We start from the raw sequence: 20,825 nt of genomic DNA on the forward strand, positions 1-20,825 counted from the left end.
CTCGTAGATTTCCTCAGGAGTCTAAAAATGCCGTCAACGGCGACGAAGCTTCAGCCTCAATCTGCCGCGAAACCGCTTTCCCTGATTCGAACGCGATCCGTCCAGCCTCGACTGCCATTTTAAAGGCAAGTCCCATCTTCACCGGATCGGCCGCCGTGGCCAAGGCCGTGTTGACGAGGACGGCATCGGCACCCATCTCCATGGCTTCAGCCGCATGCGAAGGAGCTCCCAACCCCGCATCGACCACCACCGGAACGTTGGCCTGATCGATAATAATTTCGAGAAAACGGCGAGTCTCCAGTCCTAGATTCGTTCCAATCGGAGCGCCCAGTGGCATCACCGCCGCCACACCGACTTCTTCCAGCCGTTTGCAGAGAACCGGATCGGCGTGAACGTAGGGCAGAACGATGAAACCGGCTTTCACCAGCTCTTCCGCGGCCGCCAGCGTCTCGACCGGATCGGGAAGAAGATACTTGGGGTCCGGGTGAATTTCGAGTTTCAGCCAATTCGTCTGAAGCGCCTCGCGGGCCAAATGCGCCGCAAAGACCGCCTCTTTCGCATCACGGACGCCAGAGGTGTTCGGAAGTAGCTGATAGCGATCACGGGGAAGGTAGTTGATAATGCCGTCGTCGGGCCCATTCAGCTGCACCCGCTTCATCGCCATCGTGACCATCTCACTGCCGCTGGCTTCGATACTCTCTCGCATCACTGTCCCAGAGGCATATTTCCCGGTTCCGACGAACAGACGGGAGTTGAAGATTTGATCCGCAATAATGAGCGATTTCGTATTCATAAATTCATTCCTTTTCGGCAAGCTGTTTCACATCCCATCCCTCACGAAGGCGGGGATAGTGAACGCCAGCCCCCGGTTCGACGAATAATCCCGAACTGATGGCAAAGCCCTGAAGTCCGAGTTCGCGGATTCGCCCGAGATCGGTGGCTTCGATTCCTCCAATGGCATAGGCGGGAAGTCCATCCAGCACGGCAACGATTTCCCGCCACTGCTCTTCCGTGAGGGTCGGTGCCAGATTCTTCTTGGTTCGAGTGAATCGGAAGGGTCCGACTCCCACGTAGTCCAACGCCCGGGACTCGACCGCCTGTTTTGCATCTGCCACCGAGTTGACCGTACCGCCAATCAGAAAATCCGCACCGAGCAAAGCCCTTGCTTCGTTCCAGGGCATGTCCAGTTTTCCGAGATGAACCCCGTCTGCCCCGACTCGCTGAGCCACCTCAGCCCGATCATTGAGGATCAACTTCACTCCCCTTTTCCGGCAGATTTCGAGACAACGTTTTGCCGTTTTCTCGACCTCATCATCCGTGGCCGACTTCATCCGCAACTGGATCCAATGCGCCCCTGCTTCACAGAGAGCCGACACTTGCTCTTCATGCGAAAGCGAGATTCCGTCGAGGGTCAGGCACTGAATCGAGACCTCCTTCATGCGAACACCCTCCGGACAGATTCGAAGGCTTTCACCGGATCGTCCGCAGTCCAAAGACAGCCGTGCAAAACCACTCCGGAAAATCCCAATTCACAGGCTCGCACCGCGGATGCCGCATCAATACCGCCCAAGGCCATCAAAGAATCCGAGGAAAACTCGGCGGTAATCTCCGCCCAACCGCTTTCCGAGATCTCCGATTGATATCCCACCTTCGAAATCGAGGGAAAGACCGGGCTCAAAAAGATATAGTCCCAATCGGTCGGTGAATTTTTGAGCCGATCACGCCCATGCGCGGATCGGCTCAAGGTCCTCCCCGAACCTCGCTGAACCTGCAATTCCTCCGAACGATGCGCCAAATCATCTCGATCCTTCCAATGGTATCCCCCGAGGCCATACGAATCGACCAAACCATACTCCTGATGCAGAACTACGGACGACCGCACATCATCGGGCAACCGGTCGAGAAAATCCGAGGCCGTTTCCACCGAATCCTGCGGGCGGCGGAGATGATAGGCCACCAACCCCACATCGAGTAGAGACTGGATCGTCTCGATCTCTCCGGGGATTTCCGATTCGGGAGATATGGCGTAGATCTTCATCGGGGCCCGAGACAGCGGAAAGATAACGGGATGCCCAATTGATGGGGAAGAATCCCACATTCACCAAACAAACCGTACCGTGCAGCTTCAGCAAACGGCTGCGAAGGAGCAGATACTATCACAATCAGCCTCCTTGCGTAGCCTGAATCAACAAGATCCGATCCCCGTCTTCCAAAAGCCGTTCCGACCATTCACTGGAGGGAACGACTTCATCATTGATAGCCACCGCCATTCCTGCCTTCGGTTCTTGCCCCAATTTTTGGAGAAAGGAGATCAAGGTGGTATCCGGGGTCACTTCGTGAGAATCGTTGTTGAGCGTCACTTTCATTGAGCAGCCCCCCCAACGTAAACTTCGCCGCCCTTTTCTTTAAACTCGGCAGATTTTTCGGACATCCCTTCTTCCAAAGCTTCCTCGGCGGAGACCCCCTTCTCGGCGGCGTACTTGCGTACGTCCTCGGTGATCTTCATCGAGCAGAAGTTCGGTCCACACATCGAGCAGAAGTGGGCAGTCTTGGACGAATCCGCAGGAAGGGTTTCGTCGTGGAAGGATCGGGCCTTCTCCGGATCGAGCGAGAGGTTGAACTGATCGTTCCAGCGGAACTCGAACCGCGCTTTCGAAAGAGCGTTGTCCCGATACTGGGCCGCGGGATGGCCTTTCGCCAGGTCCGCAGCGTGTGCGGCGATTTTGTAGGTGATGACGCCCTCGCGGACGTCGTCCTTGTTCGGCAAGCCGAGGTGCTCCTTCGGCGTCACGTAGCAAAGCATCGCGCACCCATACCAACCGATCAGCGCCGCACCAATTCCACTGGTAATGTGGTCGTAGGCAGGAGCGATGTCAGTCGTGAGCGGTCCAAGCGTGTAGAACGGGGCCTCATGACACCACTCTATCTGCTTCTGCATGTTCTCTTGGATCATGTGCATCGGCACGTGCCCCGGACCTTCATTCATTACCTGAACTCCGAACTCCCAAGCGCGCTTTGTCAGCTCCCCCTGAGTCTTCAGTTCCGCGAATTGAGGCTCATCATTGGCATCCGCGATCGATCCCGGACGGAGTCCGTCCCCGATCGAGAAAGAGATGTCGTAGGCGGCCATGATTTCACAGATCTCGTCCCAATGGGTGTAGAGAAAGCTCTCCTTGTGGTGAGACAGGCACCACTTCGCCATGATCGAGCCACCACGGCTGACGATTCCCGTCATCCGCTTCGCCGTGAGCGGCACGTAGCGCAAGAGGACTCCAGCGTGGATGGTGAAATAATCGACGCCCTGCTCCGCTTGTTCGATGAGGGTGTCGCGGAAGATTTCCCACGTCAGGTCTTCGGCCTTGCCGTTCACTTTTTCCAAAGCTTGGTAAATCGGCACCGTCCCAACGGGAACCGGGCAGTTGCGGAGGATCCATTCCCGGGTCTGGTGAATGTTCTTCCCCGTCGAAAGATCCATGAGAGTGTCACCGCCCCACTTTGTCGACCAACGCATCTTCTCGACTTCTTCCTCGATGGAGGAGGCCACCGCCGAGTTTCCGATGTTGGTGTTGATCTTCACCAGGAAGTTTCGACCGATGATCATCGGCTCCAGCTCCGGGTGGTTGATATTCGATGGAATGATCGCCCGACCGCGAGCCACTTCGGAACGAACAAACTCCGGAGTGATTTCGTCCGGGATCGAAGCCCCAAAGCTGTTCCCCGGATGCTGCACCTCCAGAGTATTTCGCTCGGCATCGGGAGACATCTTCAACTCCCGCTTGGCGGTCTGAAGCTTCATGTTCTCACGGATGGCGATGAACTCCATCTCCGGGGTGATAATGCCCTGACGCGCGTAGTGGAGCTGGGTCACGCATTTTCCAGCCTTCGCCCGCAGGGGACGGGGTGGACGGTTTTCAAACTCGATCAGCTTGCGGGCATTTTCCCGCTTCTTAGCGCCCGCTTTGTGCGACTCCGAAATGTATCCATCGTCCTTTGGCTGAATCACTCGGCCGTCGTATTCTTCCACATCATCGCGCTCCCGAATCCAAGCTTCACGCATGCGGGGAAGTCCCTTTCGCGGATCGGCATGAAAGTCCGGGTCGCCCCACGGGCCGGCGGTGTCGTAAACCCGAACCGGATCGTTCGGGACCATCGTCCCGTCCATCTCGCGGGAATCCGAGAGCTCGATCTCGCGCATCGGCACCCGAATGTCGGGTCGACTGCCTGAGAGATAGACGCGGCGGGATTGTTCAAAAAGGGTGTGTTGGGAAGCTTCGGAGTTCTTGGATTTTTCTGGCATACATCAGTGGATTTCGATGCGTCCCGACTCCGCCGGGTGAAAATCCTTGCCGAGAATATAACCGATTCTCGACTCGATAATCCCTACGGCGGTGTTAACACGCATCAGGTTCATAGGATCTAAGGGCGGAAGTAGCCCTAATCTCAGCTTCCATCCGGAAGCTCTCCTCTATCATTGGAAACGCAAGAAAACCAAGAGAACCGTTCCGACGCAACTCTCAAAATAAAATCCTCGGGATGACGGTCGAAAAAGCTCCGTCGCAAACCACCGCAATGGTCCAAGAGTTTCCCCGGATTCATTTTGCTAATCCAATCGATCAACCCCTGTGCCAACTGAGTTTTTCCGCGAAAAAAGGACAGCTTTTCCTGAGGAGCCTTGCTAACGTACCAAGCTTTTCATCCTTCAAAGTAAGAACCATGCCAGCCCTCGATAAACCACTCGAAGACCTTTTACGCTACAACGGAACTAATCCCCGTCCCCAGAATTTCGACGATTTCTGGGATGAAGGCCTTCAGGAAATGCGCGAGATCGACCCTGATATTGCCTACGAGGAGGTCGATTTTCCCGTGCCCTACGCTCAGTGCCGCTCGCTCTTTTTCACCGGAACCGGAGGCGCGCGCGTCCATGCGCGAATCGCCACCCCGCTTCAACCCGCCGAAAAGCCAGGGCCTGCTCTTCTCTTCTTCCACGGTTACTCGGGGTCTTCTCCCGATTGGGTCCAAATGCTACCCTACGTAGCCGCAGGTTTCACCGTCGCCGGCCTGGACTGCCGCGGCCAGGGAGGTCTTTCCGATGACACGATTTCCACCCGGGGAAACACCCTGCACGGGCATGTCATCAAGGGGCTCGATGATGAACCCAAGAAGATGTACTACCGCAACGTCTTCCTCGACACCGCCATGCTGGCGCGAATCGTAATGGAATTGGAACAGGTCGACGAAGACCGGGTGGCCTCGGTCGGAGGGAGTCAGGGAGGAGCACTCGCTCTGGTGTGCGCTGCCCTCGAACCCCGCATCCGTCGCGTGGTGTCCCACTTCCCCTTTCTATCCGATTACAAACGTGTCTGGGAGATGGATCTCGATAAAGACGCCTACATCGGTTTGAAGGATTATTTCCGGCGCTTCGATCCGCTCCACAAACGCGAAAAGGAGATCTTTGAGAAACTCGGCTACATCGATATTAAGAACCTCACCCCGCGCATCCGCGCCGACGTTCTCATGGCGATCACCCTCCGGGACAATATCTGTCCGCCCTCAACTCAGTTCGCCGCCTACAACGCCATCCGGTCCCCTAAATCTTACATGCTCTACCCGGACTTCGGACACGAGAACCTTCCGGGGGCGGGAGAAGCAATGTTCCAGTTTGTCCTGAAGGTTTGACCCTTCACGGGTAAGCTCGCCGACCGGAATCCCCCTACCCTGAGCTGTCCTGATTCATGGAAATCTTTTTCTGCCTTGACTATTATCGTATATCCACGATATACGATATTAAATATTGATTATGGTCGCCTCCAAAACAGATCTTTTCACGGAAGAACAATCTTCGCTTGCGGCTTTTGCTGGAGCTCTCGCTCATCCCGCTCGCATTGCCATCATTGGCTTCCTTCAGGAGAATGGAGAAGCTTCGAGTGGGATGATCGTCAATGCCATGCCTCTCGCGCAGGCAACCGTCTCCCAACACCTCACCGCCCTTCGCAAGGCAGGACTCCTGAATCAAAGGCCCTGCGGCAAGAAGATCTGCTACAGCATCAATTGCGAGGAGGTCCTCCGCTTCTGCCACAGTTTCCAATGCACTCTGGGCACCGCCGGGGAACCTCCACCCCCGCGTGAATCCCATTGCTGCGAAGACGAGTAAGTAGAACCAGTCCCTTCGTCCCGCCATTCATTGAAACCATCGAAACGATTCCAACCTTCATGAACTCTTCATCCACTCCCAATCGCATTCTTATCGTCGGAGGCGTCGCAGGCGGCGCCTCTGCAGCTGCACGGCTTCGTCGACTCGACGAAAAGGCCGAGATCACCGTTTTGGAGAGAGGCCCCGATGTCTCCTTCGCCAATTGCGGACTCCCTTATCATATTGGAGGAGAAATCACTGACCGCCAGAAGCTGTCCGTCCAAACACCGGATTCACTCCGCAATCAACTCGCAATTGACGTCAGAGCCAAAACCGAGGTTGTGTCCATTGATCGGGAAAAGAAAACGGTGGTAACCCGCAATGTGGACTCCGGGACAACCGAAGAACTGGCCTACGACAAGCTCATCCTTTCCCCCGGAGCCTCCCCGCTGCGCCCACCGCTACCGGGAATCGATCTCGGCGGGATCTACACCCTCCGCAACCTCCAGGATATGGACCGCATCAAGGATGCCGCCAATTCTGCGAACCGGGTTCTGGTCATTGGGGCGGGCTTCATTGGACTCGAAATGGCCGAACAGCTGGTCCAACTCGGCAAAGAGGTCCAACTCGTCGAGCTCGTAGAACAGGTCCTCCCGCAAATGGACCCCGAAATGACCCGGGCCGTCGAACAAGAACTTCTCGACCATGGAGTCGACCTGATTCTCGGAGACGGAATCGACGGTTTTTCCTCCGCCGAGAACCAAGGGATTCGCGCCTCTCTCAAGTCCGGACGAAACCTGGAAGCGGACATGGTCATCCTTTCCATCGGGGTTCGCCCCGAGAACCGCCTCGCTCAAGAGGCTGGCCTCGAGCTCGGAGCCCGCGGACACATCAAGGCCAACGGCCACATGCAGACTTCAGACCCCGACATCTATGCAGTTGGGGACGCCAGCGAAACCATGGATCCCATTCTCGGCGGTCCGACCGCCATCGCCCTCGGAGGACCGGCCAACCGACAAGGTCGTGTTGCCGCCGACCACATCGTGTACGGGGACGAAGCCCGACCCTATCCAGGTTCCATTGGGACTTCGATCGTTCGCGTCTTCGATGTCGCTGCGGGGGTTACCGGACACACCGAAAAACGGCTGCAGCAGATGGGGATCGACTACGAGAAAACCATCGTCACCGACTACAATCACGCCAGTTATTTCCCCGGCGCAACCCATCTCACTCTCAAGATTCTCTGGGACAAGTCGACAGGCCGTTTGCTCGGAGGACAGGCCAATGGCATCGAAGGCGTGGACAAACGCCTCGATGTCCTCGCTACCGCCATCAAAGGCCAACTGACCATTGAGGACTTGGAGCATCTCGAGCTCGCCTACGCACCACCGTTCGGAGCGGCCAAGGACCCTCTGAATACGGCGGGGTTTTCCGCCAACAACATTCGCAGCGGCAGAGTGAAGCCGGTCTACGAGTTACCCGATCCCAACAGCCAGCAGTTGATCGACGTGCGGCCAGCTGAAATGGCCCAGCTGAAACCGATTCCTGGAGCGATCAACATTCCCTTCCCCTCCCTGCGAAGCCAGTCGGACTCGCTGGACCGCTCAAAACCGGTGACGACAGTGTGCGCTCTCGGTAAGATGAGCTACTTCGCCGCTCGAATTCTCGCCCAAAATGGCTTCGAGGTGTCCGCCCATGTCGGTGGCTGGAAGGTAGCTGCCACGCCAAGTGCACCTGAAAAGACAACTCCCATGGAAAACTCCTCCAAAGCGACTCCCGAAACGGAATCTCCATCCCCCGAAGTGAAAACCGCCTCGCTCGATTGCACCGGCATGGCCTGCCCGGGTCCCATTCTCCGAGTCCGCGAAACCGCGGCCACCCTCGCACCGGGCCAAGAACTCGAGATTTCAGCCTCCGACCCCGGCTTCATGAACGACCTCCCCGCCTTCTGCAAAGCCAACGGCTACGAATTTATCGGGGCCGACAAATCCAAAGGAATTGTCACCGGACGCCTTCGCAAACCCATGGACGGGCCGGCAGACTCCCAACCGAATTCCGGGCAGACTCCCCCCGCAAAGGGATCCACCATCGTCGTCTTCTCGGGAGAACTCGACCGCGCCATGGCATCTTTCATCATCGCCAATGGCGCCGTTGCCATGGGAGGCAAAGCGACTCTCTTTTTCACCTTCTGGGGACTCAATATCCTCCGAAAGGACAAAGGAGCCCAAGTTCCCGACAAAACCCTCATGGACAAAGTCTTTGGCTGGATGCTCCCCCGGGGACCGAAAAAGCTCCCACTATCCAAAATGCACATGGCCGGTCTGGGAACCTGGATGATGAAAGATCGCATGGCCTCGAAAAAACTCCCCAACCTCCCCGGACTCATGCAAGAGGCTCAACGCGCCGGCGTCCGCCTCGTCGCCTGCACCATGTCGATGGAGGCAATGGGAATTCGTGAAGAAGAGCTTATCGACGGAGTAGAGCTCGGCGGCGTCGCCGAATTCCTCGGAGCAGCCAGCGAAACGAACGCGAATTTGTTTATCTAAACACGCGGCACGGGCGGGCGAGTGCTCCCAGTCCCCCTGCGTCGAATAACGCAATTCTCCCGGCAGAATTTAACCGAACAAATCCTTCCGAAGTCCCGTGCCCACCGAAAGGCCCTGCCAGTCCGCGCCAGACATCGGATGCGAACGGCGCGGTCGAATCCCGCGGTCTTTCATCGTTTTCAGGTGCTCCTCGACAAATTTTTCCGAACCCAAAACCATCCCGTCGGTAAAATACCGCACCCGACACCGCAAAATCACGGCCAAAGGCAATTTTCCTTTCTCCTCCTGAAGAACCCGCAGCGCCTCCTCACGGCTAATCGGCTCCTTCCCGTCCTTCTCTGCAGCCCCTGAGCGATACAAAGTCTGCCGATAGCCAGCCAGATCCTTGTCAACCACGCCCAAACCAGCCCGCGCGATCCGACTCCCCGCAAGCGCCTCTGCATATCCACAGAAGCGGTAATCTTTAGGATCAGACACCAACCCCGCCCGCACTGCATTCAAGTCAATATAAGCCGCCACAGTCCGCAGGGCCCAACGATCCCCCTCGACCAGCACACTCTTAAAACGCTCCGACCAAACCGGCCCAAACCGCTCCCGAGACCGGTTGAACCAAAGCGAGAAACGTTGCTTCAGCGTCTTCATCAAGGTGGAAATATCATGCATCCGCCGCAGCAAATCTTTCCGCAACTCCCTACCCTCCAAAGAGTCCCGCTTCAACTCTCCAGCCAAAACCTCAGCCCGTAGAGGCTGCCAGGGAGTCGGCTTCGGATAAAGCCTGCGATACCGACGCACAATCTCCTCATCCGAGACAACAGTCCCTTCCGAGGGAACCTCCACCAAGATATGAAAGTGATTCTTCATCACCGCATAAGTCACCACCCGAACCCCGGAAAAGTCACATACCTGCCAAATCATCTTCCGCAAAACCTCTCTCTCCCGCGCTCCAAACAAAGCCTCCCCGTTCACAGTCCGGCTCATCAGATGGTAGTAAGCGGTTTGGCCCAAAACTTTTTTCCGTATTCTGCCCATAGCCACAGACCACCCAAAACCACCCGGCTTTGCAAGTCATTTTATCTCTGTTATATAAAAACACACTTGGGATCGAGAAATGCGCTTTTTCTTGCTCCTCGGGTTTGAGAATGGGAGGTTCACCGTTTGAATCGAAACGACAAGCAATGAGTAGTTTTTCTCCCTATCTAAACGCAGACGATTTTTTCCCTTCGATGCTGCCAACTGGGCTCACCTTTGATGATGTGTCTCTGGCGACGCGCTATTCCGAAGTTCTTCCTCGCCAGGCGAGTCTGAACCTCACCCTTTCGAAGAGAATCTCTCTCCACCTCCCCATCGTCTCATCAGACATGGACACGGTTACTGAGAGCAATATGGCGATCGCCATGGCGCTTCAGGGCGGGCTGGGGATCGTTCATTACAATATGAGCGAGAAGCAGCAGGTTCGTGAGGTGGCGCGGGTGAAGAATTATGTGAATGGGTTAATTCAGGATCCATTTGTGGCCCATCCCGAGCAGACGATTGGGGATGTTTTGGAACTGGTTGAGAGGAAGAATGTGAAGTTTCGCACCTTTCCTGTGGTGGATCAGGATGAGAAGCTGGTTGGCCTGCTCCCGGGACGGGTTGTCAAGGAGCGGTATCGTTCTCACCGGGTTGAGGAAGCGATGCATGTCCGCAGCCAGGTTCACACGATTACCGAAAGCGAGATTGGAGAAAATCCAGTCGAGACCGCTGATCAATTCTTCAGCGACCATCTCGGCATTCACAAGCTCTTGGTCGTCGATCAAGAGGATCGGTTGAAGGGTCTCTTTACCCTGAGCGACATTGAGCGCATCAGCGAAGAGGCTCGTTCGAATCTCCGGCCGGCTCGGGATGATCGGTTCCGGTTGCTTTGTGGGGCAGCCATCAGTGCCGTTCGTAAGGCAGATGGTTCTCTCGATCGCGATCGAATTATCGGTCACGTAAGTAATCTGGTTGGAGAGGGTCTGGACGCTTTGGCCGTCTCTACCGCTCACGGCTTTAGTGCTGGGGTTGGCGAGTCGGTTCGGCTTCTCCGTTCCGAATTTCCCGATCTGACCATCATTGCCGGGAATGTCACCAGCGGAGATGGGGTTGAGTACCTCGCCGACGCGGGGGCCGATATCATCAAGGTTGGGCAAGGTCCGGGATCCATATGCACGACCCGCCAGATCGCGGGAGTGGGCATTCCCCAGTTGACCGCCCTTTACGCTTGCTCGAAGGCAGCCAAAGCCAAGGGAGTTCGTATTCTCGCCGATGGCGGGATCAGCAAGTCGGGCGATGTCGTCAAGGCTCTGACTCTCGCCGATGCCGTGATGTGTGGCGGACTCTTGGCCGGCTGCAAGGAAGCACCCGGAACCATTTTGGAGATCAAAGGAAAGCTCTATAAGCAATACCGAGGCATGGGCAGCGAAGCGGCGATGAAGGCCGGATCCGCGGCCCGCTACGGTCACGCAGTCAAGGATCTCAACCGCAAGGTAGCCTCCGAAGGGATCGAGGCTTTGAAAGAGATCTCCGGTTCCGTCGAAGAGGTCATTTCCGGTCTGGCCGGTGGACTCCGCAGCGGAATGGGCTATCTCGGTGCGAAAGACTTGGATGCCTTAAAAGAGAATGCGCTCTACGTTCGCGTCTCTCCTGCGGGACAGCGCGAGGCCTCCCCTCACGACGTCATTGTCGTTAAGGCTGAAACTTCTGAAGAAGGTTGAACGATGGCTTTGCAACCTTTTCTCAGTCCTCTTATTGCGGATACCGGAATTAGCTTTGGAGATGAAGGCAAAGGCCGCCTCATCTCCGAGGTCGTTCGCGAATTGCAAGATTCGACCGGACGCCCCGATCCCGTCCGCATCGTGCTCAAGGTCAACGGTGGAGCCAACTCGGGTCACACCGCAGGAGGCCTCAAGCTCAATCTTCTCCCAGGCGGAGTCATTGAAGAGAGCGTGCCGATCCTTGGCTTGGGCAGCGGTGTCGTCGCCGACCCTCGTAAGCTCTGGTGGGAAACGAAAGCCACGGAATCCCGGGGCTTCGAAGTTCTCTCCCGGCTTCGGATTGACGAGCGCACCATGGTCAGTGACCTCGGTCACCGCCTCCTCGATTTGGCTTGGGAATCATATCGTGAGAACCAGCTCAAGCTTCCGGCGCGGGGATCCACGGGTCGTGGCATCACCCCCTCCTACCTCGATGAGGTTGGTCAGTGGCAAATCTACTATGCCGATTTCCTTGGCTGTCCAGATCGCTTCCGGAAGCGGTTCGACTCCCGCCTCGACCGGGCTTTGCTGACGATCAAAGAAGTCTGCCAAGTCACCGAAGACGAATGGTTCAACTTTTTCGAGACCCTCAGCAATGCCGAGAGTCGGGCGAATGAACCCGCAGTCGCCGATGGCGCCTTTCCGCCCGAGGAGTTCGACTTCCGTCGCTTCCGTGGCGAACGCCCCTTCGAGCTCGATCGTGACGCGCTCTTCGAAACCTACTGGGAGACCGGAAACCTCTTCGCCGAGGCCATCGCCGATATTCGCGAGCTGGTCTTAACCACCATTGAGAATGGTCAATCGGTCATCGGGGAGTTTGGTCAAGCCTACTGGTTGGACAAACGCCACGGCTTCGCCCCCAACGTCACCGCTTCGCACTCCTACACTCCGGAGTTTTTCCAATCGGCGGGCATCCCGGTTCAGCCGCTGCATACCTTTGGGGTCTGCAAGGCCTACGACACTAAGGTCGGCACCCATGACTTCCTCACGGAAATGCCTTTGGAAGACTCACTGGCGATCAAGCTGCGGAAGCTGGAGTTTGGCACCTCGACCGGACGCCAGCGGATGGTCGGCTGGTTTGACGCTGTTGAGAAGGGAACCGCCCTCCGCTATGGAGGATTCGACGACCTCGTCATCAACAAGCTCGACGCACTCACACGCGGCGATTCTTGGGAAGGAAAGTTGCGGATCTGCACTGGCTACCAAGCTCCCGACGGGACGGTCTACAACCGAGTCCCGCGCAACGAAGTCGTCCGCCGCGAATGCAAAGCGATCTACGAAGATTTCGATGGATGGGACGAGGACATCTGCGAAGCCCGCTCCTTCGACGCACTTCCGGCTGAAGCGCAACGCTACGTAGCCGCGATGACCTACTACACCTTGGCAAGTGCTTACGGCACGGAGCAATGGCCGGAAAAACTCCCGAACCTGCGCTACATCGGCGTCGGTCCCGATCCCGATGAAATCATCAAGGACATCCCGGAAACCGCCGCAATCATTGAGCTCTTCAAGAGCTGACTTCATCCACCAGATCCATGGGACCACTTCGACAGCCTCTCTTCCTCATACTGTCGATCGTTTTTGGAATCCTCCCGCTCTCCGCGAAAACCGGAGAGTGGGAGATTCTAGAAGGGGCCCGTCTGGACAAGAGTGCGTATTACGACGGCGACTCGTTCCACATCCGCCACAAGGGGAAGGATTATGTCTTCCGCCTTTTCTATGTAGATACCCCCGAAACCGATACCCGATACCCGGAACGGATTAAAGGACAGGCCAAGTACTTTTCCATCTCCGCGGACCAGACAATCGAGCTCGGCAAAGAGGCCGCTGAGTTTGCCAAAGATTTTCTCCGCGGGAGTTTTACCGTCTACACTGACTGGAGTGACGGCTGGGGCTATGGCACCCGCTATCGGGCGATCATTATGAAAGACGGCGAAGACCTCGGGGCAGCCCTGGTGAGCAACGGCCTCGCCCGCGCCTCGGGTTTCGTCCCCGACACTCCTTGGCCCGGCTACAAGAAATCTGTCTGGGATTACCGGAATTATCTCAACCGCCTCAAAGACGAAGCCGAGCGAAACGAAGTCGGTGGCTGGGCAATGTCCGGTCGTTCCAAGAAGGCCGAGGAAGAAGTCGCCGAAGTCACACCTGAAGAATCGGATGCCGATGGACTCATCGACTTGAATACCGCCACCCTCGAAGAACTCGACACCCTCCCCCGGATCGGCCCCGTCCTCGCCTCCCGCATTACGGAAGCCCGTCCCTTCTTCACCCTCAATGAGCTCGATCAAGTCATCGGTATCTCGACTAAAACCATCGACGGAATGAGGGCCTTTGCCACAGTCGTTCCGCCGCCGATCCAGCCTCACACAGCTCTCTATTTTCGGGAAAACGCCCGCTACCATGTCAATGCTCCTGTTCGCGTGAGCATCCTCTCCCTCACCCCCTTGGACGACTGGGCTCCCGAAGGCTTCTCCGTGGCCTCGGCCGATACCGCCTACGAAGGAATTCCAGGGGGAACAATGCGCCTCTTCGCCCCCTCCGAGAAAATGAAATTCGCTCTCGAGCGTTTTGCCTCCCTGAGCCAACCGCTCGAAGTCCGCGCCTGGCTCCGCGACTACGAAGGAGAAATCATCCTGGTGATCTACTGATGAGCGCGACTCTCTGGAAACACGATCGCACCTACCCGCGGCAAGGCGCCGGATTAGTCGGTGTCGATGAAGCCGGACGCGGTTGTCTGGCGGGTCCCGTTTTTGCCGCGGCGGTCTATCTCCCCGAATCAATTTTTTCGCGGCGCTGGTCTTCCTTCAAAGCTCCACGGATTGACGATTCGAAAAAGCTCAGCGAAGCAGAACGTAACACCGCCCTCCGCTTCCTCCAAAACCTCCGCGACCAAGAGAATGTCCGCATGGCGGTGGGCACCGCAGATGTCGAAGAAATCGATACCCATAACATTCTCGGAGCAACCACTCTCGCGATGGGTCGGGCCCTGAAAGGCCTGGGTCTGAGTCTCGCATCGGCGGAACTACCCCTATGGTCCGCCTCAGCGGATGAACCACCTCCACCCGTGCTCATTGACGGGCGTCCGGTGAAGCGCCTCCCCTACACCCACGAAGGCCTTGTGCAAGGGGATGGCAAATCTCTGACCATCGCCCTCGCCTCCGTTCTGGCAAAGGTAGAGCGAGACCGCTGGATGGTCGAGGCGCACCAGCAGTTTCCCGCCTATGGTTGGAGCCGCAACCGCGGCTACGGCACCGCCGAACATCGACGGGGAATTCAGGAAACGGGCCCCTGCCGCCTCCATCGCAAACTTTTCCTACGAAAGATTCTCTCTCACCCACGAGATGGGGTCTCCAGTTGACGCAAAATGCATTCTGCGTTTTTCTCCTTAATATGAGTGGACAACCCACGATCATCACCGTCGTCTGCACGGCGAATATTTGTCGAAGCCCGATGGCGGCAGGCCTCCTTCGGCATGCACTGGAGGGAGAGGTTAATCCGCCTCCTTTCTCGGTCGAATCGGCCGGAGTCGCGGCTCGTGACGGAGATGCCGCCTCGAAGAACTCTGTCCTTGCCATGAAAAAAGTCGGCATCGACCTCAAAAAACACCAGAGCCGAATGCTGACGCCCGAACGCATCGCCCGGTCGACCGCGATTTTCTGCATGACTTCCGATCACAAACGAATGATCGAGACCCTTTTCCCCCAGAAAGGTCCGTTCCTTCACCTTTTCCGCGAATTTGCGGATTCCGGCAGTCCGGAAGTTCCGGACCCCTATGGTGGATCCATCGACGAGTATATCCACTGTCGCGATAGCCTCCTCGACGCCATCCCGGGCCTTCTCCGCTACCTCTATCAAGAAGTCTTTCCCTCTCAGAAATCGTAAACCGCGTTGACACACGGTAGAACCGTCCCTTTCCAATTTTACACTTCCAATGAGCACCAGTCCTGAAACATCCGTAAAGCCAATCCAAGGCACCTCCCTCTCGAAACTGGATCCTGAGATCTTCCACATCCTCGTGGAGGAGAAAGATCGCCAACAGTGCCACATCGAGCTCATCGCCTCGGAGAATTTCACCCTCCCCGCCGTCATGGAAGCTGCTGGCAGCGTCCTGACGAATAAGTACGCCGAGGGATACCCCGGAAAGCGCTACTACGGGGGTTGCGGCATCGTCGACCAAGCGGAGACCTTTGCTATTGAGCGCGCCAAACAGCTTTTCGGAGCTGACCACGCCAACGTGCAGCCGCACTCCGGCAGCCAGGCCAACGCGGCGGTCTACCTCTCCTCCCTGGACGCGGGTGACCGTATTTTGACCATGAACCTTTCCGACGGTGGCCACCTGACCCACGGTCACCCAATGAACTTCAGCGGCAAGCTCTACGAAGTGGAAAACTACGGAGTGGATCCGGAGACCGGCCGCATCGACTACGATAAAGTCGAAGCCCGGGCCAAGGAATTCAAGCCGAAGATGATCACGGTCGGGGCCTCGGCCTACGCCCGCATCATTGACTTCGAGCGCATGGCCAAGATCGCCCACGACAACGGCGCTCTCCTCCTCGCGGACATTGCCCACATCGCTGGTCTTGTCGCCACAGGTGAGCATCCCTCCCCTGTCCCCTTTGCCGACTTCGTCACCACGACGACCCACAAAACACTCCGCGGTCCCCGCGGTGGACTGATCCTCTGCAAAGAAGAGTTTGCCAAGAAGATCGATTCGGCCGTCTTCCCGGGCACCCAAGGCGGACCGCTTATGCACATCATCGCCGCGAAGGCCGTTTGCTTCGGCGAAGCCCTCAAGGATGATTTCAAGAGCTACCAAGCCCAAGTGCGTCGCAACGCCAAAGCCTTGGCTGACACTCTGACTGAGAAAGGACACAAGCTCGTGAGCGGTGGCACTGACAATCACCTCTGCCTCTTGGACCTCCGCGGCACCGATCCGGAATTGACCGGAAAGAAGGCGCAGATCCGTCTCGACGAAGCCAACATCACCACCAACCGAAACACGGTTCCCGGTGAGACCCGCAGCCCCTTCCAGACCAGTGGACTCCGTCTCGGCGCACCCGCCGTGACCAGCCGGGGAATGGGCGAAGCCGAAATGGTTCAAATCGGGATCGCAATCGACAAGATCCTCCGCGCACCGGAAAGCGACGACGCCGTCCGCGAGGCCAAGGAAATCGCACTCGATCTCTGCGCGAAGTTCCCACTGCCTTACTGAAGCGCCTAGAGCGTTTCAGGGCTCGCGGTTGATAGAGTCATCGTAGTCGACCGATTTTACGAAGCGAGGGAGCATCACGCCGTCTAGGCGGATGACCTCCCGCCTTCGGGCATCCTTCGGCTTACACAGATCCTTCGCTCTTTGGCCACGCTTTACGGCGACCTCCAACCTGCCAAGGACCTGCCAAGGTAGCTTATCCCTGCCCGTAGTAGGCAGATTTTCCGTGCTTGCGGAGGAAATGCTTATCGAGAAGCGTTTGATCAATTCCAGGGCTATCCGCGGCGATGGAAAAGGTCTTGAGGGCCATGTCGGCGACGATCTCCAATGCCAACGCGTACTCCACTGCCTTGGAGGCCGAAACATTCCAGGCGAAGGGACCGTGTCCCCGAACCAGGACTGCCGGGATCTCCATCGGATCCATCTGGCCAAAGGTCTCGACGATCACATTGCCCGTTTCCCACTCATACTCACCGTTGATTTCCTCAGCGGTCATGGCCCGGGTCACCGGAACTGATCCGTAGAAATGATCGGCGTGGGTGGTGCCGAGACACGGGATGCTCCGCCCCGCTTGGGCAAAGGCAACGGCTGACCGGGAATGCGTATGCACGACCGATCGCATTCCCGACTCCGCAAACGCCAGAAAGAGTCGCCGATGGGTCGGGGTATCCGACGAAGGACGAAGCTCGCCCTCCACGATCTTTCCTTCGAGGTCCACGATGACCATTTGCTCAGGTCGCAACTCTCCGTAGTCGACGCCGCTCGGCTTAATGGCAAAAACGCTTTTGTCCGGGTCGAGAACACTGACATTCCCAAAGGTGAGGTCGACCAGGCCCGTCTTCGGTAAGGCCAAGTTGGCTTCGCAGCACTCTTCTCGTATCAATTGGTAGTTCATGAGTCCGCTCCTCAAAGCCCCCGAATGCCGTGATACACCTCACCCATTCGCAAGTCCTGCTTGAGACGGCGAATGTTTGTTTCCTCATCAATGGTCACACATTCGACGCCTGCCATTTCGGCAAGCGTTTCGATCTGGGACGAGGTCACATCGTAACTGAATGCCGTATGGTGCGCGCCTCCGGCCAGGATCCAGGCTTCTGCCGCTATTTCCAGACTCGGCTTGGCATCCCAGAGAACGCGGGCGACCGGTAACTTGGGCATCGGCTCAGGGATCTCGACGCTTTCGACTTCGTTTACGAGAAAACGGAACCGTCCTCCGAGGTCGACAAGGGAAGCGTTTATGGCCGAACCGGTCTTTCCATTGAAGACCAAGCGGACGGGATCCTCCTTGCCTCCGATCCCGAGAGGATGAACCTCACAACTGGGCTTCCCGTTGCTGATGCTTGGGCAAATCTCGAGCATATGAGAACCGAGGCAGCGCGAACCGGCAGGATCGAAGTGATAGGTGTAGTCTTCCATGAACGACGTACCCTTACCCTGATTTCCGGACATGGCTTTCAAGACCCGTACGAGAACGGCGTGTTTCCAATCGCCTTCTCCTGCAAACCCATAACCATCGGCCATCAAACGCTGGACCGGAAGGCCCGGCAACTGCGCCATGCCATGGAGATCTTCAAAGGTATCAGAAAAAGCTCCATACCCGCCTTCGGTGAGAAATCGACGCATCCCGATTTCGATTCGTGCAGCCTCCCGAAGAGAACTGTGTCTCTCCCCTCCTTTTCGAAGACCTTCCGTCAACGAATAGGTATCGGCGTATTCCTGACAAAGAGAATCAATATCCGCATCGGAAGATTCAGAGATCACGGCAACAAGGTCACCGATTCCATGGGTATTGACCTCAAACCCAAAGACCTGCTCAGCCTCGACCTTATCGCCATCGGTCACCGACACATAGCGCATATTGTCCCCAAACCGGACGACCTTCAGGTTGTTCATTTCGTGCCAGCCAGCAGCCACCCCAGCCCAGTCCCGGAGTCGGGATTGCACCTTGGGATCCTGCCAATGACCGACAATCACCTCCCGGGCAATGCGCATCCGCGTCATCATATGGCCGAACTCCCGACCGCCATGAGCGGACTGGTTCAGATTCATGAAATCCATATCAATCTCCGCCCATGGGATGGACTGATTGTATTGGGTATGAAGATGACAGATCGGCTTGGTTAGGATGGAGAGACCGTTGATCCACATCTTCGCTGGGGAGAACGTATGCATCCAAGTAATGACCCCAATGCAATCGCGATCATTAGACGCTTCGCTGCAGAGATTGCGAATCTCCTCAGAGGTAGTGACGATGGGCTTGAAAACGATTTCGACCGGCATCGCATTGACCGCATTCAGGCCCTTGGCGATCTCTTCTGCATGGGAAGAAACCTGCTGCAAGGTTTCAGGCCCATAAAGGTGCTGGCTGCCGGTAACAAACCAGATTTGTTTGGATTGGAGATTTTTCATTGGTTTCAGGGGTTCTTAAAAATGGAGGAAAAGAGAATCAGCTCCGGGCCGCTTCCTTGATCAGGAGTAACTGCTTCATCAACGAGCCGAGATCGACCTGATCTTTCACTCCGCCAAAAGCATCGTGAACCTCGCGGTAGAGCTCAAAAATCTGGTTATAGACGGCGTGGGATTCCGGGTTCGGCGTATAGACAACGTCCTTCAGGAAAGTCATAGCCTTCTGGGCCGAGGCAAAATCCGAGTGAACGCCAGCATTGACCGAAGCTCCCACTGCCGCCCCGAGGGCGCAAGTCTGCGAAGAACCGGACACCCGCATTTCCCTTCCGGTAACATCGGCGTAGATCTGCATCAGCATTGCGTTCTTCTCGGCGATCCCACCGGCACAGACAATCCGATCAATCGGCACGCCGTAATCGACAATCCTCTCGATGATCATCCGGGCACCGAACGCGGTCGCCTCAATCAAGGCGCGATAAATTTCAGCCTGAGTCGTATGCAACGTCTGCCCAACCAGAAGTCCTGTGAGGCGCTGGTCGACGAGAATGGTCCGGTTGCCATTGTTCCAGTCCAGTGCGAGCAAACCACTCGCCCCGGGGGCTTGATTGGCGACCTCTTCGGTCAGTCTTCGATGATCTTCTTCATTCCCTTCGCAGGCTTTTTCGACCCACCACTTGAACAAATCACCGACTGCACTCTGACCCGCTTCGATGCCATAAAACCCAGGGAGGATGGCGCCTTTGACAATTCCACAGATTCCGGGAATGTCCGGAACGTCCTTCTCCAGAGAGACGACCCCGCAGTCGCAGGTAGAAGTCCCGATGACCTTCACCAACGTACCTTCTTCGACGCCACACCCGATCGCACCGTAGTGCACGTCAAACTCACCGACTGCGATCTCAATCCCCTCGGGGAGGCCAAGCTTCGCCGCCCACTCCGGGCAGAGCTGTCCAGCAGAGTGAGAGACGTCCACCGCTCTCTCGTAGAGACGGTCCCGCGGGTCAGCTAGCGCTGGATCCAGCATGGCCAGAAACTCTTTATCGGGAAGACCGTCCCAATCTTCGGAATACAAGGCTTTGTGACCCGCCGCACAGACCCCGCGAACGATCTTCGACGGATCCGTAATACCGGCAAGGACAGACGGGATGTAGTCACAGAGTTCGACCCAGCTATGAGCAGCGTCTGACACTGCCGAATCAATGCGTCGGCAATGGAGGATCTTACTCCACCACCACTCCGAGGAATACGTGTTGCCGCACTTGGCGATGAACTCCGGACGATGCTCTGCCGCCAGCTCGGTAATCTCGGTCGCCTCGCGGTGGCTCGTGTGATCCTTCCAGAGCCAAGACTGCGCATTCAGGTTATCCTCCCACTGGTCAAGAGTCCCCAATGCTCGGTTTTTCGCATCCACCGGCAACGGGCTTGAGCCCGTGGTATCGACCCCAATCCCAGCCACTTGATCGGCCGAGAATCCATCGAACTTCTGCGCGTCTTCCAAGGCGTCACGAACCGACCTTTCCAAGCCATAAAGGTAATCCTTTGGGCTTTGGCGCGCGAGGTTTGGGTCCTGCTCATCGAGAAGGATGCCCTGATGGCCGCTCGGGTAATTGACAACCCCGGTTCCGATCTCTTCGCCGGTGAGGCAATTCACTACTACTGCTCGCACCGAATTGGTGCCGTAATCGATTCCGAGGGTGAATGGGGTCATGGTCAATATGCTCCACCTTTGCCCACTTCGGGTCAAAATTCTCTTCGCTTGACAG

At 56.8% G+C, this 20,825-nt stretch carries 18 protein-coding genes and 1 riboswitch; of the genes, 9 read left to right on the forward strand and 9 right to left on the reverse strand.

The features are described from left to right. Nucleotides 1-13: 13 nt before the first annotated feature. The 5 genes from H5P30_RS17125 to thiC all read right to left on the reverse strand — a co-directional run bounded on the left by H5P30_RS17125 (nt 14) and on the right by thiC (nt 4,297). Nucleotides 14-793, reverse strand: a complete 780-nt coding sequence (locus H5P30_RS17125) for a thiazole synthase (protein ID WP_185694136.1) — start codon at nt 791-793, stop codon at nt 14-16. 4 nt (nt 794-797) lie between these two features. Then, a complete protein-coding gene (gene thiE, locus H5P30_RS17130; protein ID WP_185694137.1) occupies nt 798-1,439 on the reverse strand; it encodes a thiamine phosphate synthase in 642 nt (213 codons plus the stop codon). After that, entirely contained in the window at nt 1,436-2,038 is a 603-nt protein-coding gene (locus H5P30_RS17135; RefSeq protein ID WP_185694138.1) for a thiamine phosphate synthase, read from the reverse strand. Before H5P30_RS17135 ends, thiE begins: the two co-directional genes overlap by 4 nt. Nucleotides 2,039-2,162: 124 nt before the next feature. After that, nucleotides 2,163-2,366, reverse strand: a complete 204-nt coding sequence (gene thiS, locus H5P30_RS17140) for a sulfur carrier protein ThiS (RefSeq protein WP_185694139.1) — start codon at nt 2,364-2,366, stop codon at nt 2,163-2,165. Continuing rightward, entirely contained in the window at nt 2,363-4,297 is a 1,935-nt protein-coding gene (gene thiC / locus H5P30_RS17145) for a phosphomethylpyrimidine synthase ThiC (protein ID WP_185694140.1), read from the reverse strand. The genes thiS and thiC overlap by 4 nt, the downstream gene beginning before the upstream one ends. Nucleotides 4,298-4,360: 63 nt before the next feature. Continuing rightward, nucleotides 4,361-4,475, reverse strand: a riboswitch (TPP riboswitch). A 238-nt stretch (nt 4,476-4,713) separates the two neighbouring features. Between thiC and H5P30_RS17150 the strand changes: the two genes are divergently transcribed. The 3 genes from H5P30_RS17150 (at nt 4,714) to H5P30_RS17160 (ending at nt 8,676) form a co-directional block, all read left to right on the forward strand. Then, entirely contained in the window at nt 4,714-5,676 is a 963-nt protein-coding gene (locus H5P30_RS17150; protein WP_185694141.1) for an alpha/beta fold hydrolase, read from the forward strand. Between the two features lie 121 nt (nt 5,677-5,797). After that, nucleotides 5,798-6,151, forward strand: a complete 354-nt coding sequence (locus H5P30_RS17155) for an ArsR/SmtB family transcription factor (RefSeq protein ID WP_185694142.1) — start codon at nt 5,798-5,800, stop codon at nt 6,149-6,151. A gap of 59 nt (nt 6,152-6,210) precedes the next feature. Beyond that, the gene (locus H5P30_RS17160) at nt 6,211-8,676 is read left to right on the forward strand and encodes an FAD-dependent oxidoreductase (protein WP_185694143.1); all 2,466 of its coding nucleotides are present in this window, start codon (nt 6,211-6,213) and stop codon (nt 8,674-8,676) included. Nucleotides 8,677-8,745: 69 nt separating this feature from the next. On the opposite strand, the gene H5P30_RS17165 is transcribed toward H5P30_RS17160, so the two are convergent. Then, nucleotides 8,746-9,705, reverse strand: a complete 960-nt coding sequence (locus H5P30_RS17165; protein WP_185694144.1) for a transposase — start codon at nt 9,703-9,705, stop codon at nt 8,746-8,748. 146 nt (nt 9,706-9,851) lie between these two features. Between H5P30_RS17165 and guaB the strand changes: the two genes are divergently transcribed. Genes guaB through H5P30_RS17195 form a run of 6 tightly spaced genes read left to right on the forward strand, consistent with a single transcriptional unit; the run spans nt 9,852 to nt 16,659 of the window. After that, entirely contained in the window at nt 9,852-11,408 is a 1,557-nt protein-coding gene (gene guaB, locus H5P30_RS17170) for an IMP dehydrogenase (protein WP_185694145.1), read from the forward strand. Nucleotides 11,409-11,411: 3 nt separating this feature from the next. Further along, nucleotides 11,412-12,965 (forward strand): adenylosuccinate synthetase, encoded by a 1,554-nt coding sequence (locus H5P30_RS17175; RefSeq protein ID WP_185694146.1) that lies wholly within the window; start codon nt 11,412-11,414, stop codon nt 12,963-12,965. 17 nt (nt 12,966-12,982) lie between these two features. Further along, a complete protein-coding gene (locus H5P30_RS17180) occupies nt 12,983-14,095 on the forward strand; it encodes a helix-hairpin-helix domain-containing protein (RefSeq protein ID WP_185694147.1) in 1,113 nt (370 codons plus the stop codon). Then, complete coding sequence (locus H5P30_RS17185) at nt 14,095-14,805, forward strand: ribonuclease HII (protein WP_185694148.1); 711 nt, start codon at nt 14,095-14,097, stop codon at nt 14,803-14,805. Before H5P30_RS17180 ends, H5P30_RS17185 begins: the two co-directional genes overlap by 1 nt. A 32-nt stretch (nt 14,806-14,837) precedes the next feature. Beyond that, entirely contained in the window at nt 14,838-15,329 is a 492-nt protein-coding gene (locus H5P30_RS17190) for an arsenate reductase/protein-tyrosine-phosphatase family protein (protein ID WP_185694149.1), read from the forward strand. Nucleotides 15,330-15,378: 49 nt separating this feature from the next. Continuing rightward, complete coding sequence (locus H5P30_RS17195; protein ID WP_185694150.1) at nt 15,379-16,659, forward strand: serine hydroxymethyltransferase; 1,281 nt, start codon at nt 15,379-15,381, stop codon at nt 16,657-16,659. 193 nt (nt 16,660-16,852) lie between these two features. Here the strand turns inward: H5P30_RS17195 and araD are convergent, their stop codons facing one another. Genes araD through H5P30_RS17210 form a run of 3 tightly spaced genes read right to left on the reverse strand, consistent with a single transcriptional unit; the run spans nt 16,853 to nt 20,770 of the window. Beyond that, a complete protein-coding gene (gene araD, locus H5P30_RS17200) occupies nt 16,853-17,551 on the reverse strand; it encodes an L-ribulose-5-phosphate 4-epimerase AraD (RefSeq protein WP_185694151.1) in 699 nt (232 codons plus the stop codon). 11 nt (nt 17,552-17,562) lie between these two features. After that, nucleotides 17,563-19,065: an L-arabinose isomerase gene (araA, locus tag H5P30_RS17205; protein ID WP_185694152.1), complete on the reverse strand. Its 1,503-nt coding sequence runs from the start codon at nt 19,063-19,065 to the stop codon at nt 17,563-17,565. A 37-nt stretch (nt 19,066-19,102) separates the two neighbouring features. After that, the gene (locus tag H5P30_RS17210; RefSeq protein WP_185694153.1) at nt 19,103-20,770 is read right to left on the reverse strand and encodes a ribulokinase; all 1,668 of its coding nucleotides are present in this window, start codon (nt 20,768-20,770) and stop codon (nt 19,103-19,105) included. Nucleotides 20,771-20,825 lie beyond the last annotated feature (55 nt).

The sequence above is a fragment of the Puniceicoccus vermicola genome (genome assembly GCF_014230055.1).
GTDB lineage: Bacteria > Verrucomicrobiota > Verrucomicrobiia > Opitutales > Puniceicoccaceae > Puniceicoccus > Puniceicoccus vermicola.